Raw genomic sequence first — 15257 nt, 5'->3', positions numbered from 1 at the left:
CGCTGGCCAAGGAGGGCGCCCGCCACTCGATCGTCGACGCGCTCAACAACGGCGACTGGACGGGCAAGACCCGCGTGGTCCGCGTGAACGACTGGACGACGCACTGGACGTACCGGGACGTCGTCACGGTCGTCGAGGGCGCGGGCCCGAACCTCGACTGCATCATGCTGCCGAAGGTCCAGGACGCCCAGCAGGTCGTCGCCCTGGACCTGCTGCTGACCCAGATCGAGAAGACCATGGGCTTCGAGACCGGCCGCATCGGCATCGAGGCGCAGATCGAGAACGCCAAGGGCCTGGTGAACGTGGACGCGATCGCCGCCGCCTCGCCGCGCATGGAGACGATCGTCTTCGGCCCGGCCGACTTCATGGCCTCGATCAACATGAAGTCCCTGGTCGTCGGCGAGCAGCCGCCCGGCTACCCGGCGGACGCCTACCACTACATCCTGATGCGGATCCTGATGGCGGCCCGCGCCCACGACCTGCAGGCCATCGACGGCCCCTACCTCCAGATCAAGAACGTGGACGGCTACAAGGACGTCGCCCGCCGGGCCGCGGCCCTCGGCTTCGACGGCAAGTGGGTGCTGCACCCCGGCCAGGTGGAGGCGGCCAACGAGGTCTTCTCCCCCACGCAGGATGACTACGACCACGCCGAGCTGATCCTGGACGCCTACGACTGGTGCACCTCCGAGGCCGGCGGCAAGAAGGGCTCGGCGATGCTCGGCGACGAGATGATCGACGAGGCCAGCCGCAAGATGGCGCTGGTGATCGCGGGCAAGGGCCGTGCGGCGGGGATGACGCGCACGTCGAAGTTCGAGATCCCGGAGGCCTGAGCACGATGCAGTTCGGCCGGACTTACGAAGAGTTCACCGTCGGTGACGTCTACAAACACTGGCCCGGAAAGACCGTCACCGAGTACGACGACCATTTGTTCTGTCTGCTGACCATGAACCACCACCCGCTGCACATGGACAGCAACTACGCGGAGAAGACGACCGATTTCGGCAAGAATGTCGTGGTCGGCAACTACATCTACTCCCTGCTGCTGGGCATGTCCGTCCCGGACGTCTCGGGCAAGGCCATCGCCAACCTGGAGGTGGAGTCGCTCAAGCACATCGCGCCCACCTTCCACGGCGACACCGTCTACGGCGAGACGAAGGTGCTCGGCAAGACGCCGTCGAAGTCCAAGAGCGACCGCGGGATCGTCCACGTCGAGACCATCGGCTACAAGCAGGACGGCACCGTGGTCTGCACCTTCCGGCGCAAGGTGATGGTGCCCACCGCCACGTACATCGAGGAGCGCGGCGGGGAGCAGCCCGGCCGCCCCGAGCCGATCATCCGGGAGAAGTGAGATGGGCCGCCTGGCGCAGACCGACGGGCTGACGGACGTCCAGCAGGAAATCCTGGCGACGGTCCGTGACTTCGTCGACAAGGAAATCATCCCGGTGGCCACCGAGCTGGAGCACCGTGACGAGTACCCCACCCGGATAGTCGAGGGGCTGAAGGAACTCGGGGTCTTCGGCCTGATGGTCCCGGAGGAGTACGGCGGCCTCGGTGAGTCCCTTCTCACATATGCGCTGTGCGTGGAGGAGATCGCCCGGGGCTGGATGAGCGTGTCGGGGATCATCAACACCCACTTCATCGTGGCCTACATGATCAAGCAGCACGGCACCCAGGAACAGAAGGACTATTTCCTGCCAAAGATGGCGGCGGGCGACATCAGGGGTGCTTTCTCGATGTCGGAGCCCGGCCTGGGCTCGGATGTGTCGGCAATCACATCGAAGGGCGTGCGCGACGGCGACTCGTACGTCCTCAACGGCCAGAAGATGTGGCTGACCAACGGAGGCACCTCCACGCTGGTGGCCGTGCTGTGCAGGACGGACGAGGGCCATCCGGAGGGGACCGCCCCGCACAAGTCGATGACCACCTTCCTGATCGAGAAGGAGCCGGGGTTCGGCGAGGTCAAGCCGGGTCTGACCATCCCCGGCAAGATCGACAAAATGGGCTACAAGGGCGTCGACACCACCGAACTGATCATGGACGGTCTGCGCGTTCCGGCCGACCGCGTGCTCGGCGGGGTCACGGGCCGGGGCTTTTACCAAATGATGGACGGCGTCGAGGTGGGCCGGGTGAATGTCGCAGCGCGTGGCTGCGGCGTCGCTCAGCGCGCGTTCGAGCTGGGTGCGGCCTATGCGCAGCAGCGGCACACCTTCGGAAAACCCATCGCGCAACACCAGGCCATCCAGTTCAAACTTGCCGAAATGGGGACAAAGGTCGAAGCGGCGCATGCGATGATGGTGAATGCGGCCCGGAAGAAGGACTCGGGCCGTCGCAACGATCTCGAGGCCGGAATGGCCAAGTACCTGGCCTCCGAGTACTGCAAGGAGGTGGTGGAGGACGCTTTCCGCATCCACGGCGGATACGGGTTCTCCAAGGAGTACGAGATCGAGCGCCTCTACCGAGAGGCACCCATGCTGCTCATCGGTGAAGGGACGGCAGAGATCCAGAAAATGATCATCGGCCGCCGGCTACTCGAGGAGTACCGGATCCAGGGATAAATATCCGATTAGGGGTGATTTGACCGAGAAGAAGATCACACCCAGTCATCGGAGTTCGGCCATCTACTGGCCCTGGCGCTTAGCCAGTTGCCGGTCGCAACCGATAGCATCCCCGGAAAGCCGCCGTCCCCCAATCGTTTCGCGGCACCCTCCGCTACGAAGGTCACCCATGCCCCACAGCTCTTCCTCTGCACACCGCGACAGCCTCGCCGGCGTACGCCTCGCGCGCGGAGCATCGCCGTGGCTTCTTCCGACCGTCGCCACGGCGGCGGTCAGCCTCACCCGCGCCCGGCGCTCCGGCCGCTGGGCGGCGCTGGCCGTGCCCACCACCGCGCTCGCGGCGGGCATGCTGTGGTTCTTCCGCGACCCCGATCGCGAGATCGCCAAGGGCCGGGTCATCTCCCCGGCCGACGGCGTGGTGCAGAGCATCATGCCGTGGAAGGACGGCCGGACCCGCGTCGCCATCTTCATGAGCCCGCTGAACGTCCACGTCAACCGCGCCCCCCTGGCCGGCACCGTGACGTCGGTCGAGCACATCCCCGGCGGCTTCGTTCCGGCGTTCAACAAGGAGAGCGAGAACAACGAGCGCGTCGTCTGGCACTTCGACACCGAGCTCGGCGACATCGAGATGGTGCAGATCGCCGGCGCCGTCGCCCGGCGGATCGTGCCCTACCTCCCCGCGGACACCAAGGTGGAGCAGGGTGAGCGGATCGGTCTGATCCGTTTCGGCTCGCGCGTCGACATCTACCTCCCGGAGGGCGTCGAGATCGCGGTGGAGGTCGGCCAGAAGACCACGGCGGGGGTGACACGCCTTGACCGTGATTGATCAAGAGGCATCCTGGGTGCCCGAGGCCGACGAGGCCGAGGACGCGGAGGACATGCCGCTGTCCACCCGGCTCTCAATAGCGGACACGCTCACGCTGGGCAACGCGATCTGCGGGTTCATGGCGGTGTACTTCACCACCACCGGCGTCCTCATCCCCCACCTCACGGGGAACGAGGACGGCGGCATGGCCCGCCACAGCGCGGCCACCGCGGTGATACTGATGCTGCTGGCGTCGGTCTTCGACCTCTTCGACGGGCTCGTGGCGCGCAAGCTGCGCAGCTCGGCGATGGGCGCGGAGCTGGACAACCTCTCCGACCTGATCAGCTTCGGGCTCGCCCCGGCGTACTTCGTGGTCGTGTGGGGCATGGTCGCCGACGACGCCCACCAGCGGGTGTCGGCCGTGGCGGCCGTGGTGGTCCTGCTGGCGGTCGTCCTGAGACTGGCGCGCTTCTCGTGCGTCCAGCTGCGGGACGGCATCTTCCAGGGCATGCCGAGCCCCTTCGGGGCGCTGACCGTCGTCTCGATCGTGCTGCTGGAGCTGCCCTTCGTCCCGACGCTGCTGGCGATCGTGGGCGTGGCGTGGCTGATGGTGAGCCGTGTCGAGTACCCGAAGCCGCGGGGGCGCCTCGCGGTGGCGATGCTCAGCTGGATCGTGCTCAGCATGGGCCTGCTGGCCGCCTGGGCGTTCGACGCGCCCGGCGGTGAGCTCCTGCTCCAGACGGGCTGCGCGCTCCAGGTCGTCCTGGGCGCGGTGATCCCCCTGTTCGCCACGGCGCGCCGGGTGAACACGTTCCGCGACAACCGCCGTGAGGCGAGGGCGACGCAGCTGCCGTAGCGACCGCGTCACGGGGTGACCACGAGTGGGTGGTCCCGAACCTTTGGGTTCGGGACCACCCACTCGGCGTTTCCGGGAGACTGCCTGTCTCCGCTGCGGCAGATCCGCCGCAACGGCGCGCTGCCGCCACCGGACGTGTCCGGCGGTGCCGTACCCACCGGTCGTGCCCACGGGCCGGGCCTACGGGAGACAATCCCTCGCGATGCGTTCCGCGAGGCGTTCCAGGAGCGGGCCCGCGTGGGCCATGCATCGCTGCGGGTCCGGCTCCAGGTCCGTCAGGGCGTACGCGCGGCCGATGCCCGCGCCCTGCAGCGCGGCACTCTCCAGGGCCAGGCGGCCGCAGACCGCCACGACCGGCACGCCCCGCTCGCGGGCCGCCGCGGCCACCCCCGCGGGCGCCTTGCCGTGGAGGGTCTGGGCGTCCAGGGAGCCCTCCCCCGTGATCACGAGGTCCGCGTCCTTCAGGGCACCGGCGAAGCCGAGGACGTCGAGCATGACCTCGATGCCGAGCCGGAATTCCGCGCCGAGCCCGGCCAGCGCCCCGTACCCGAGCCCGCCCGCGGCACCGGCGCCGGGCGCGCCCGCGAGCGCGCCGCCGTCGAGCACGGCGGCGTAGTGCGCGAGGGCGGCGTCCAGCACGGCCACGTCGCCGGCTCCGGCGCCCTTCTGCGGGCCGTAGACGGCCGCGGCGCCCTGCGGGCCCGTCAGGGGGTTGCGGACGTCGCTCGCGAGCACCAGGGCCGTGGTGCGCAGCCGCGGGTCGAGACCTGCGAGGTCGGCCGTGGCGAGACCGGCGAGGGCCGCACCGCCGGGGCCGACCGGCGCGCCGGAAGCGTCGAGGAGCCGCGCGCCGAGCGCGCTCAGCATCCCGGCCCCGCCGTCCGTGCCGGCGCTGCCGCCGATCCCGAGGATCACCGTGCGGGCCCCCGCGTCGAGCGCGGCCCGCAGCAGCTCGCCCGTGCCGTAGGTGGTGGCCGTGAGGGGCGCGGGGACCCCGCCGGGGAGCCGCCGCAGCCCGGACGCCTCGGCCATCTCCACGACGGCGGTGGCGCCGCGCAGCGCGAACGCGGCGGTGACCGGGTCCCCCGCCGGCCCGGTCACCCGCACCTCGCGGCGCTCGAACCCGGCCGCCAAGGCGGCGTCGACCGTGCCGTCGCCGCCGTCGGCGACGGGCAGCTCGCGGGTGCCGAGCCGCCGGCCGGCGGCGTCCGCGCCGCGCCGCAGCCCGGCGGCTACGTGCCGGGCGACCTCGGCGGCCGTCAGGGACCCCTTGAACTTGTCCGCGGCGATCAGCACCCGTACCGCGTCCGTCATCGCGCGCCACCCCTCGCATCGGGCCCGGCCCGCCCTCGCAGGGCCGCGCGGCCTGGACCCTACCGGGGCGGATCCGCCCTTGCCCATGCCTGTGCACGGCGTGCCAGTCCGCCCGATTCCGCACTCTTCCGGTCATAGTGGGGCGTCATGAGCACCGATGTGCACGATCCGGCCGGCCCGTCGTCCCCTGCCGCTCCGGGCGGCGGGGAGGAGCCCCCGGACCCGGCGCTGGTGGCGATCGGCGGTGCCGCGGTGCTCGCGGTCGTCGCGTGGGCGGCGCTGGGCAAGCGCTCCTTCGACCGGGTGACGAAGTCGGCGCTGGAGTGGGTGCTGTCCAACTTCGCCTGGCTGTTCGTGATCGCCGCCGACGTCTTCCTCGTCCTGTGCGTGGTCATCGCCGTGAGCCGCTTCGGCCGGATCCGGCTCGGCCGGGACGACGACCGGCCCGAGTTCGGCAACCTCGCGTGGATCGCGATGATGTTCAGCGCGGGCATGGGCATCGGCCTGATGTTCTACGGGGTCGGCGAGCCGCTCCTGCACTTCGTCTCCCCGCCGCCGGGCAGCGGCATCACGGCGAGCACGCCCGCGGCGGCCCGCACGGCGCTGGAGTACTCGTTCTTCCACTGGACCCTGCACCCGTGGGCGATCTACGGCATGGCCGGCCTCGCGCTCGCCTACGCCGGCTTCCGCAAGGGCCGCGGCAACCGGCTGAGCTCGGCGTTCGTGCCGCTGCTGGGCGAGGAGCGGGCGGCGGGCTGGCCGGGCCGGGTGATCGACCTGCTCGCGGTCTTCGCGACCGTGTTCGGCACCGCGACCAGCCTGGGTCTGGGCGCCCTCCAGGTGTCCAAGGGGCTCAACATCACGACGGGCGTGCAGGACAGCACGGCACTGGAGCTGGTGATCATCGGCGGGCTGTCGGCCGCGTTCGTGCTGTCGGCCTTCTCCGGGCTGCACAAGGGCGTGAAGTGGCTCAGCACGCTCAACATCGCGCTGGCCGCCTGCCTGATGCTCTTCGTCTTCCTCCTCGGCCCCACCGTCTTCGTCCTCAACACCATCCCCGCGGCCACCGGCGGCTACCTGCACGACCTGGTGACGCTCGCGACCCGTACGGGCGCGTTCACCGACTCGAAGTGGCTCGGCGCGTGGACGATCTTCTACTGGGCGTGGTGGCTGTCGTGGGCGCCGTTCGTGGGCACCTTCATCGCCCGGATCTCGCGCGGGCGGACGATCCGCGAGTTCCTCGTCGGCGTGCTGCTCGTGCCCAGCGGGGCGACGGTGGTGTGGTTCTGCGTGATGGGCGGGAGCGCGCTGCGGCTGGACATGACGGGCGCGGCCGACATGGCCGGGACCGTCAAGGACGGGGCGGAGGCGTCGCTGTTCGCGCTCCTGGACACCCTGCCGGTCGAGACGCTCACCTCGTGGATCGCGATGGCGCTGGTGATGACGTACTTCATCACCAGCGCGGACTCCGCGTCCCTGGTGATGGGCTCGCTCTCCAGCCGGGGCGCGCTGCACCCACGCACGTGGCTGGTGGTGACGTGGGGGGTGCTGATGGCGGCGGTGGCGGCGGTCCTGCTGGTGGCCGGCGGGCTGCAGTCGCTGCAGTCGGCGACGATCCTGGTCGCGCTGCCGTTCGTGCTGGTGATGCTGGCGCTGTGCTGGTCGCTGATGACGGAGCTGCGCGAGGACCCGGGCGCGGGCCCGGCCCGTCACCACGCGATGCACGGGCTGCGGGACGCGCTGCGGACGATGGTCGGCGACGCGATGGAGGAGCGGGCCCCCGGTCCGGTGCGCCACCCGCGGCTGCGCCGGGTCGCGGAGAGCGTCCGCGAGCGCGACGACCGCGACGACGGCCCGCAGAGCGGCGGGCCGCGGGGCTAGGGCCCGCGGCCGGGCCGCACGGCGCGCCGTCCGGGTCGGCACACCGTACGGGCCGGCGCCGTGCCCGGGCGGTGCGTCAGACGGTCTTCACCGTGCCGCCGTCGATGACGTGGTCCGCGCCGTTGATGTTGGCCGCCACGTCGGAGAGCAGGAAGGTGATCAGGGCCGCGACCTCGCCGGGCTCGGTGATCCGCGGGCTGGCCATGCCGAAGCGCTCCGGGAGCTGCTTCAGGAACTCGGCGTGGTCGACGCCGGCCGCCGCGGCCACCTTGCCACCGAACCCCTCCGGGTCCTCCCAGATCGCCGTACGGACCACGCCCGGCGAGACGGTGTTGACGCGCACGCCCCGCGGCCCGAACTCCTCGGACAGGGACTTGCCGAACGCCGTGAGCGCGGCCTTGGCCACGCTGTAGGCGACGGGGCCGGCGGCGGGGAGCCGCGCGTTGACGGAGGAGACGTTGACGACGGACCCGCGCCGCTCGACCAGGGAGGGCAGGGCGGCGCGGCTGACGCGCACGGCGCTGAGGAAGTTGAGGTCGAGGTTCGCCTGGAAATCGGCGTCGCCGGAGTCGAGGAACCCGCCGAGCACGGCCTCGTCGCCGCCGCCGACGTTGTTGACCAGCAGGTCGAGCCCGCCCCCGAGCCCGGCGAGCGCCTGCTCGACGAGGCGGCGCCCGCCGTCGGGCGTGCTGAGGTCCACGGCGACGGCCACAGCGGCGGCCTCCTTCAGCTCGGGTGTGATCGTCCGGGCGGCGCCGGCGACCCGTACGCCCTCGGCGGCGAGCGACCGGACGGTGGCGAGGCCGATGCCGCGGCCGGCGCCGGTGACGAGGGCGGTCTTGCCGTTGAGACGGAGATCCATGAGAGCACTCTTTCTTTACCTGTGGGTACAAAATTTGGGTAAGCGGAGCCACGGGAAGCGTCGCCGCCCCGGAAGCCCTGGAAGCCTCGGAGGGTCCGGAGAGCCCGGAGAGCCCGGATGGCCCGGAGCCCGCCGGAAGGCGCGCCTCACAGCGCGTCGAGCACCGCGTCCACGATGCGGTGCAGCCGCTCCCGGCCGCCCTGGGCCCGGGCGATGACCCGCATCCCGACGAGCGCCGCGAGCATCAGGCTCGCCGCCGCGTCCGCGTCCCGCTCCGGGGCGAACTCGCCGGTGCGCTGCCCGCGCTCGACGGCCGCCTTGAAGGCGCCCTCGGTGCGCTCGAACATGCGGCGTACGAGCTCCGTGGAGGCGTCGTCCTTGCCTCCGAGTTCGGCGGCGGTGTTCACGGCGAAGCAGCCGTGACGGCCGGCCGGCCCGAGGTCGGTCTCGATCAGCAGCTCCAGCGCGGAGCGCAGCAGCGGCCGGACGGGGCCCGTCTGATCGAGCAGCTCGACCAGCGCCGCCGACTGGGTGTCGCGGTAGCGCTCCAGTGCGCGCTCGAAGAGGGCGTGCTTGCTGCCGAAGGCGTTGTAGAGGCTGCCCTTTCCGATGCCGAGCTCGTCGACGAGGTCCTGCGGCGTGGTGGCCGCGTAGCCCTTGCACCAGAAGACGTCCATGGCCTTGCCTACGGCCACGTCCGGGTCGAACTGCTTGGGTCTTCCCATGGGAGGACCGTATGACTTTTTGACCTGTGGGTCAATTACTTGGCGCGGCGGTGACCCCGGCCGGCTGCGCGGGCCGGGTGCGCGGAGCGGAGGCCGGCGGCCCGCCATGCCGGACGGGCCGCCGCCGCTTGCTCCACCAGTCAGGCCACCGGTCAGGCCACCGGCTGGCAGACGGCGAAGACCCGCAGGTTGACGGCGGCGGGGCTCGTGTTGTTCACGCCCACCAGATAGACGTTCCCGGTGACGCTGGGGTAGGCGTCGACGGTCTCCACCCCGCCGATCCGGCCGCCGGGCTGGAAGTAGCCGCCTCCGGCGATCCGCGTGCCGTCGGGGCACGTGGGGCTCCTCAGCAGCTGACGGAGGGACATCGGCGGGACGGTGTAGTCCTGCACGACGGTCTGCATCCGGCCGGCGGCGCCGGGGACGTCCGGCAGGCCCGTGGAGCCGGTGGGACGGACGGGTTTGGTCGGCTTGGCGGCGCCGGTGGGCCCGGCGGGCTTCCCGGGCTTGGCAGGTTTGGCGGGCTTCCCCGGCTTCCCGGGCTTGACGGGCTTGGCCGGCACAGCGGGCGGCTTGGCGGGGGCGGCGGGCTTGACGGGCACGGCGGGCCGGGCAGGACCGCTCGGACCGGGACCGTCCATGACTCCCGCGTCGGCGGGCGGGCTCGCCCCGCCCGCGGGACCGGCGGTCCCGGGCGCCCCCTTCGGGTCCGGCGCTCCCGCACCGGCCACGGGACCCGACGGGCCGCCGCGCCCCGCGTCGCCCTTCTGCCCCTTGGCGCCCGCCGGCTTGCCGGAGCTCCCGCTTCCACCGCCCTTGCAGACCGGGACGAACCCGGACACCTGGACGTAGTGAGCGCTCAGCCACCCCCGCCCGTCGGCCAGCCGGTACCAGAGGCCGTCGCCCTCCACCCGTCCACCGGCGGCCTGGCACGCGATGAGCACGTGCGCCCCGGGTCCGTAGCTGCCGACGACCGGCGCGGAGAGCGCAGGACTCTTGCGCACCTTCTGACCGACCCTCGAGATCACTTCACCCGGCACTCCACCGCGCGCGTCTCCGTTGCCGTCGGACACCCCTGCGCCCGCCGCCGCGCAGAACGTGAACAGCACGCCCAGCGCGACGACTCCGCTTCCCGCCACAAAGACCCCGGCACGTCTCTGTTTTAGCGACATATCGCTCCTTCCACTCCCGAGGACCCGGAATGGCACAGGAACACAGCCGCGGGCGTACTCCCGCGAGGCGAGTCCGGCCCTTGGCCCGGATGCCGCCGCCGCATTCACCCGCGCGAAGGAGGCCCGGACATAAAAAACGACGCCATTGGAATGACGTGCGGAACGACGCGTGGAACGACGTACAGGAAAGTCGATAAATCATCAGCTCGACGGCCCGCTCGCCGAGCTCCGGCGAAGGGCCGGAAATATCGATAGATCCACAGGAAAACCCGTCGCCGGGCGGGCGCCGACGCCCCTACGCTCCCGCCATGAACACCGCCAAGAAGCGCCCCCTGGTGGCCATCCTCAGCGGCGCCGGGATCTCCACGGACTCCGGCATCCCGGACTACCGCGGGCCCGACGGGTTGTGGCGCCGCGACCCGGAGGCCGAGAAGCTCGTCACGTACTCGTACTACATGTCCGACCCGGAGATCCGGCGCCGGTCGTGGCGGATGCGGCGCGACGGCCCCGCGCTGCACGCCCGGCCGAACGTCGCGCACGAGGCGGTGGTGCACCTGGAGCGGTCGGGCGTCCCGGTGCGGGTGATCACGCAGAACGTGGACGGGCTGCACCAGCTGGCGGGGATGCCGGAGCGCAAGGTCCTCGAACTGCACGGCTCGGCGCGGGCCGTGCAGTGCACCCGCTGCAAGGTGCGTTCCGGCATGGAGGCGGCGCTGGAGCGGGTGGCGGCGGGCGATCCGGACCCGGCGTGCGAGGCGTGCGGCGGCATTCTCAAGTCGGCGACGGTCATGTTCGGCGAGGGCCTGGACCCGGTGGTGCTGGGCGAGGCGGTGGCCGTGACCAAGGCGTGCGAGGTCTTCATCGCCGTCGGCACGAGCCTGCAGGTGCACCCCGCCGCGTCGCTGGCGGGACTGGCGGCCGACCACGGCGCCCGGCTGGTCATCGTCAACGCGGAGCCGACGCCGTACGACGACCGGGCCGACGAGCTGGTGCGCGAGCCGATCGGGACGGCACTCCCGGCACTGCTGGAGCGGATCGCCGCGGGGTAGCCGCGGGGCGGCGGCCGGGCGGCCGCGGGACAGCCGGACGGGCGTCAAGGGAAAGTTGACAAAGGGGCGGCGTCAAGGAAAGGTTGACGCCATGATCGATTCGCCGCGGCGTCCGGCCGCCCCTCCGTCCACCCCTGCCGGCATCGCCCTCGGGCTGGTGATGTGCGCCATCGCCCTGATCACCCTCGCCCTGGCGCTCGCCGACGACCTCGGCGACCCGGCGTTCTTCGCGCTGATCGGCGCCGAGCTCCTCCTCACCGCGGCCATGGGCGCCCTCTTCGGGGCGTCGCACAAGCAGAGCACCACCGACGCCGCGCAGCGACAGCGCGACGAGGAGGCCCTGGCCGCCCTTGAGCCGCTGCACGGCGGTGAGCAGCGATGAGCGACATCCCGGCACTGACCCCGGAAGAGGAAGCCCGCATCCGCGAGGGCATCGCGAGCGCCGTCCTCGGCGCCCCCGAAGGGCTCACCGAGTCCCTGGAGCACGACCCGCTGGGCTATCTGCGCCTGGTGGCCGCCACCCGGACCGGCGCCGAGGAGACGAGCCGGCTGCTGCGCGAGGCCGTGCAGGGCGCCCGGGCCGCAGGACACAGCTGGGACACCATCGGCCGCCTGCTGGGCGTGAGCCGGCAGGCCGCGCAGCAGCGCTTCGCCACCAAGGGCGGCACCGTCCCCGAAGCCTCGCCCGAGCGCCGGGTCCTCACCCCGCTGACCGCGTTCAACGAGATGGCCGCCCTCGCCGAAGCGGGCCTGGACCGCTGGGAGCTGGTCGACTTCGGCCCGCTGTACCACGCGGTGGTGGCGTCCGACCTGCAGTGGGAGTACCGCCGCGTCCCGCTCGCGGTCGCCGGGCGCAAGCGGCGCCTGGAGGCGGACGGCTGGATCGAGGTCGGCGGCTACTTCCCGTGGAGCTACTACAAGCGCCCCCTGAAGGGCGACTGACGCCCGGCGTCCGGCACCTGCCCGACAACTGACGCCCGGCCGGAACCTTCACCGGCCATCCGTCAACAACGGTTGACACCTCCCCGGCAGGCAGGCAGGCAGTGCACAAGAAACACGCCAGGAGGTAGGCATGTTCGAACGGTTCACCCGGGATGCACGCGTCGCCGTCGTACAGGCCCAGGAGGAGGCCCGCACGCTGGGCCATGCGTGGATCGGCAGCGAACACCTCCTGCTCGGCGTCCTCATGCAGGACGGAGCGCCCGGAGTCGCCACGCTGGCCCGGTTCGGCATCACGCCCGAGACGTGCCGCAGTGCGGTCGCGCCCGCCGGATCCCTCGGTACGGACGACGCGGAGGCGCTGCGCGCCTTCGGCATCGATCTGGAGGCCGTACGGGCGCAGGCCGAGGGCGTGTTCGGGCCGGGAGCCCTGGACCGGCCCGGTCCGCCGGAGGAGCGGCGGCGGATCCTGCCGTTCGGCCGCCGCCGGAGCGAACCCGGCCGGCAGGGCCACATCCCCTTCACGCCCCGCGCGAAGAAGGCCCTGAACCGTGCCCTGCGCGAGGCCCTGGCCCGCAAGGAGCGTCACATCGGCGCGGAACACGTCCTCCTGGGCATCCTCGACCCGGACGACAAGGTGACGGGCGGCGTCCTGCGGCAGCTGGGGACCGACGCCGTCGCCGTACGGAACGGGATCCTGGCGGACCTGCCCGGCGCCGCCTGAGCGGCCCTATCGCGTGCGCAGCCTCCTCCACACCGCCTTCGCCGCGTGGTGCCCGCACATGCCGTGGACGCCAGGGCCGGGCGGGGTGGCGGAGGAGCACAGGAAGACGGCCGGGTGGGCCGTGGAGTAGGGCACGCGGGCGAGCTTGGGCCGGATGATCAGGCGGAGGCCCGCCACGGAGCCGATGGCGAAGTCGCCGCCCACGTAGTTGGCGTTGCGGGCGGCCAGCTGCGGGGGGCCGGCCGTGGCGCGGGCCAGGACGAGGTCGCGGAAGCCGGGGGCGAAGCGCTCGATCTGACGCTCGATCACCTCGGTGGCATCGCCCTCCCAGCCGCTCGGCACGTGCCCGTACACCCAGAACGTGTGCTTGCCCTCGGGCGCGCGGGTGGGGTCGGCGAGGCTGGGCTGGGCGGTGATGAGGAAGGGCACCGACGGGTCCCGGCCCCGCAGCGCGGCGTCCAGGGCGGCGTCGATCTCGCCGTACGTCGGGCCGATGTGGACCGTGCCGGCGCGGCGGGCCTCCTGTGCCGTCCACGGCACGGGGCCCGACAGCGCGTAGTCGATCTTGAAGACGCTGGGGCCGTAGCGGTAGCCGCGGTAGGCGTTGCCGAGGCCCGCGATCCGGGCGAGGGCGGTGGGCGAGGTGTCGAAGACGTAGGCGCGGGCGGGCGGCAGGTCGTCCAGGCGCTTGACCTCGAAGCCGGTGTGCACGGCGCCGCCGCACGCGCGCAGGTACGAGGCCAGGGCGTCGGCGATGGACTGGGAGCCGCCGCGCGGCACCGGCCAGCCGCCCGCGTGCGCGGCCAGCGCGAAGACCAGCGCCATGCCGCCGGTGCCGGGGCCGGTGAGGGGGGCGATGCCGTGCGCGGCGAGGCCCGCGATCAGGGCCGCCGCCTTCTCGTCCCGGAAGCGGCGGGCCAGCAGGGACGCGGGCTGGATGCCGGCCAGGCCGAAGCGGGCGTAGAGGAGGGGGTCGCGCGGCAGGCCGTCCCACTGGGTGCGCAGGAAGTCGGCCGCGAGCGTCTCCCACCTGCCCTGGAAGGGCTCGACGAGGCGCCGGTACGCCCCGGCGTCGCGCGGCCCCAGGGAGTGCGCCGTCTCCCCCACGCTGCGGGCGAGGACGGCGGCCGTGCCGTCGGGGAAGGGGTGGGCCATCGGCACCTCGGGGTGCACCCACTCCAGGCCGTGCCGGTCCAGCGGCATCGCGGCGAAGGCGGGCGAGCCCGCGCCGAGCGGGTGCACGGCGGAGCACGGGTCGTGCCGGAAGCCGGGGAGTGTGAGCTCCTCGGTCCGCGCGCCGCCGCCGACGGCGCCGGCGGCCTCGAAGACCTCCACCGACAGGCCGCGCCGGGCCAGCTCCACGGCGGCGGTGAGCCCGTTGGGCCCGGCACCTACGACGACGGCGTCGAGCATGGTCGGCACCGGACGCCACTCCCCTCGTCTCGTCCTCGGGATCAGCCGGCGGACGCCAGCAGGTCCAGGATATGACGGAGCGTCGCCTCGTCCCGCGCGGCGGCGAAGGGAAGGGCGTTGCCGCCGGCTATGCGGAAGGACTCCCCGGCGACGGTCCCGCTCGCCCCGCCCGCCTCGGCGACCAGCAGCAGCCCGGCGGCGTGGTCCCAGGGATTCTCCCAACTGAAGGCAAGGCCGTCGATGACGCCCCGCGCCACGTTGAGGTACTCCAGGCCGGCCGAGCCGCAGGGGCGCGGCGCGACGCCCTCCGTGGCGAGCGCCGACAGGACGCGCTTCTGCTCGTCGTCGGTGAAGTCGTAGTGGGAGATCGCCACTTCCAGGACCTTGCCCGGGGCCGGCGAGCCGGCGTGCAGCGGCTCGCCGTTGAGCCGGGCCCCGGCGCCGCGGCGGGCGACGGCCATCAGGTCGAGCGCGGGCGCGTACGTCCAGGAGGCGAGGAGCTCGCCGCGGTGGGCGAGGCAGACGAGCGTGGCGAAGCCGGGCTCGCCGTTGACGAACTGGCGGGTGCCGTCGACCGGGTCGACGATCCACACGGGCGCGTCGCCGCCGACGGCGCCGAGCAGGCCCGCATCCGCGTGCACCGCCTCCTCGCCGACCACGACCGAGCCGGGCAGCAGGGCCGTGAGCGCGGCGGCGAGGTGCTCCTCGGCGCGCCGGTCGGCGACGGTGACGAGGTCGTGCGGGCCGTTCTTCTGGACGATCTCGTCCGCGGCGAGCTGCCGGAAGCGGGGCATGATCTCGGCGGCGGCCGCCTTGCGGACCGCCTCCTCGACGTCGGTCAGGTCACCTGCGAGAAAGTCTTCGAGCATGTGTCCATCGAACCACGCCCCACCGACAATCGGTGGCGGGCCGGCGTCCCCAGGGCGTCCCGCAGGTGAACCCCGGGATGCAGGCCCGGTGAA

General features: G+C 72.4%; 16 protein-coding genes. 10 read left to right on the top strand and 6 right to left on the bottom strand.

Annotated features, from left to right (window positions below; translation table 11 throughout):
* The 5 genes from NQU55_RS31585 to pssA all read left to right on the top strand — a co-directional run.
* The coding region (locus tag NQU55_RS31585) for an HpcH/HpaI aldolase/citrate lyase family protein (protein ID WP_256791585.1) at positions 1 to 830 on the top strand (830 nt) is incomplete at its 5' end.
* A gap of 5 nt (positions 831 to 835) precedes the next feature.
* On the top strand, positions 836 to 1348 hold the full coding sequence (locus NQU55_RS31580) for a MaoC family dehydratase (RefSeq protein ID WP_168091143.1): 513 nt from the start codon (positions 836 to 838) through the stop codon (positions 1346 to 1348).
* 1 nt (position 1349) lies between these two features.
* Complete coding sequence (locus NQU55_RS31575) at positions 1350 to 2555, top strand: acyl-CoA dehydrogenase family protein (RefSeq protein WP_168091144.1); 1206 nt, start codon at positions 1350 to 1352, stop codon at positions 2553 to 2555.
* A 169-nt stretch (positions 2556 to 2724) separates the two neighbouring features.
* Positions 2725 to 3381 carry a phosphatidylserine decarboxylase gene (locus NQU55_RS31570; protein ID WP_168091145.1) on the top strand — a complete coding sequence of 219 codons (657 nt, stop codon included), beginning with the start codon at positions 2725 to 2727 and terminating at the stop codon, positions 3379 to 3381.
* Entirely contained in the window at positions 3368 to 4216 is an 849-nt protein-coding gene (gene pssA / locus NQU55_RS31565) for a CDP-diacylglycerol--serine O-phosphatidyltransferase (protein WP_168091146.1), read from the top strand. The genes NQU55_RS31570 and pssA overlap by 14 nt, the downstream gene beginning before the upstream one ends.
* Before the next feature lie 180 nt (positions 4217 to 4396).
* Here pssA and NQU55_RS31560 read toward each other — a convergent pair whose 3' ends face one another.
* Entirely contained in the window at positions 4397 to 5530 is a 1134-nt protein-coding gene (locus tag NQU55_RS31560) for a glycerate kinase (protein ID WP_168091147.1), read from the bottom strand.
* Positions 5531 to 5677: 147 nt separating this feature from the next.
* Here NQU55_RS31560 and NQU55_RS31555 point away from each other — a divergent pair, with 147 nt between their 5' ends.
* Entirely contained in the window at positions 5678 to 7411 is a 1734-nt protein-coding gene (locus NQU55_RS31555) for a BCCT family transporter (protein ID WP_168091148.1), read from the top strand.
* A 76-nt stretch (positions 7412 to 7487) separates the two neighbouring features.
* On the opposite strand, the gene NQU55_RS31550 is transcribed toward NQU55_RS31555, so the two are convergent.
* The 3 genes from NQU55_RS31550 to NQU55_RS31540 all read right to left on the bottom strand — a co-directional run bounded on the left by NQU55_RS31550 (position 7488) and on the right by NQU55_RS31540 (position 10002).
* Positions 7488 to 8273, bottom strand: coding sequence for an SDR family oxidoreductase (locus tag NQU55_RS31550; RefSeq protein ID WP_168091149.1), 786 nt, complete (start codon positions 8271 to 8273; stop codon positions 7488 to 7490).
* 146 nt (positions 8274 to 8419) lie between these two features.
* Positions 8420 to 8998 carry a TetR/AcrR family transcriptional regulator gene (locus tag NQU55_RS31545; RefSeq protein ID WP_168091150.1) on the bottom strand — a complete coding sequence of 193 codons (579 nt, stop codon included), beginning with the start codon at positions 8996 to 8998 and terminating at the stop codon, positions 8420 to 8422.
* A gap of 152 nt (positions 8999 to 9150) precedes the next feature.
* Complete coding sequence (locus NQU55_RS31540; protein ID WP_168091151.1) at positions 9151 to 10002, bottom strand: collagen-like domain-containing protein; 852 nt, start codon at positions 10000 to 10002, stop codon at positions 9151 to 9153.
* 476 nt (positions 10003 to 10478) lie between these two features.
* On the opposite strand from NQU55_RS31540, the gene NQU55_RS31535 reads away from it, so the two are divergent.
* The 4 genes from NQU55_RS31535 (at position 10479) to NQU55_RS31520 (ending at position 12882) form a co-directional block, all read left to right on the top strand.
* Complete coding sequence (locus NQU55_RS31535) at positions 10479 to 11219, top strand: SIR2 family NAD-dependent protein deacylase (protein WP_168091152.1); 741 nt, start codon at positions 10479 to 10481, stop codon at positions 11217 to 11219.
* A 91-nt stretch (positions 11220 to 11310) separates the two neighbouring features.
* Positions 11311 to 11601, top strand: a complete 291-nt coding sequence (locus NQU55_RS31530; RefSeq protein WP_168091153.1) for a hypothetical protein — start codon at positions 11311 to 11313, stop codon at positions 11599 to 11601.
* Entirely contained in the window at positions 11598 to 12161 is a 564-nt protein-coding gene (locus NQU55_RS31525) for a hypothetical protein (RefSeq protein ID WP_168091154.1), read from the top strand. Before NQU55_RS31530 ends, NQU55_RS31525 begins: the two co-directional genes overlap by 4 nt.
* Before the next feature lie 130 nt (positions 12162 to 12291).
* Positions 12292 to 12882 (top strand): Clp protease N-terminal domain-containing protein, encoded by a 591-nt coding sequence (locus NQU55_RS31520; RefSeq protein ID WP_168091155.1) that lies wholly within the window; start codon positions 12292 to 12294, stop codon positions 12880 to 12882.
* A gap of 6 nt (positions 12883 to 12888) precedes the next feature.
* Here the strand turns inward: NQU55_RS31520 and NQU55_RS31515 are convergent, their stop codons facing one another.
* Both NQU55_RS31515 and NQU55_RS31510 read right to left on the bottom strand, forming a co-directional pair.
* Complete coding sequence (locus tag NQU55_RS31515) at positions 12889 to 14304, bottom strand: phytoene desaturase family protein (RefSeq protein ID WP_256791584.1); 1416 nt, start codon at positions 14302 to 14304, stop codon at positions 12889 to 12891.
* Positions 14305 to 14336: 32 nt separating this feature from the next.
* Positions 14337 to 15164: an inositol monophosphatase family protein gene (locus NQU55_RS31510; RefSeq protein WP_168091156.1), complete on the bottom strand. Its 828-nt coding sequence runs from the start codon at positions 15162 to 15164 to the stop codon at positions 14337 to 14339.
* Positions 15165 to 15257 lie beyond the last annotated feature (93 nt).

Source organism: Streptomyces telluris (genome assembly GCF_024519335.1).
GTDB classification, from domain to species: domain Bacteria; phylum Actinomycetota; class Actinomycetes; order Streptomycetales; family Streptomycetaceae; genus Streptomyces; species Streptomyces telluris.
Note: the sequence above shows the minus strand (reverse complement) of the source record. Positions and strands in the feature narration are given on the sequence as shown.

Bases quoted from the DNA above. Each gene is read 5' to 3' on its own strand.
- NQU55_RS31580 (WP_168091143.1), top strand. From the start codon at position 836: ATGCAGTTCGGCCGGACTTACGAAGAGTTCACCGTCGGTGACGTCTAC.
- NQU55_RS31560 (WP_168091147.1), bottom strand. From the start codon at position 5,530: ATGACGGACGCGGTACGGGTGCTGATCGCCGCGGACAAGTTCAAGGGG.
- NQU55_RS31535 (WP_168091152.1), top strand. From the start codon at position 10,479: ATGAACACCGCCAAGAAGCGCCCCCTGGTGGCCATCCTCAGCGGCGCC.
- NQU55_RS31545 (WP_168091150.1), bottom strand. From the start codon at position 8,998: ATGGGAAGACCCAAGCAGTTCGACCCGGACGTGGCCGTAGGCAAGGCC.
- NQU55_RS31555 (WP_168091148.1), top strand. From the start codon at position 5,678: ATGAGCACCGATGTGCACGATCCGGCCGGCCCGTCGTCCCCTGCCGCT.
- NQU55_RS31530 (WP_168091153.1), top strand. From the start codon at position 11,311: ATGATCGATTCGCCGCGGCGTCCGGCCGCCCCTCCGTCCACCCCTGCC.
- NQU55_RS31575 (WP_168091144.1), top strand. From the start codon at position 1,350: ATGGGCCGCCTGGCGCAGACCGACGGGCTGACGGACGTCCAGCAGGAA.
- NQU55_RS31510 (WP_168091156.1), bottom strand. From the start codon at position 15,164: ATGCTCGAAGACTTTCTCGCAGGTGACCTGACCGACGTCGAGGAGGCG.
- NQU55_RS31550 (WP_168091149.1), bottom strand. From the start codon at position 8,273: ATGGATCTCCGTCTCAACGGCAAGACCGCCCTCGTCACCGGCGCCGGC.
- NQU55_RS31520 (WP_168091155.1), top strand. From the start codon at position 12,292: ATGTTCGAACGGTTCACCCGGGATGCACGCGTCGCCGTCGTACAGGCC.
- NQU55_RS31525 (WP_168091154.1), top strand. From the start codon at position 11,598: ATGAGCGACATCCCGGCACTGACCCCGGAAGAGGAAGCCCGCATCCGC.
- NQU55_RS31570 (WP_168091145.1), top strand. From the start codon at position 2,725: ATGCCCCACAGCTCTTCCTCTGCACACCGCGACAGCCTCGCCGGCGTA.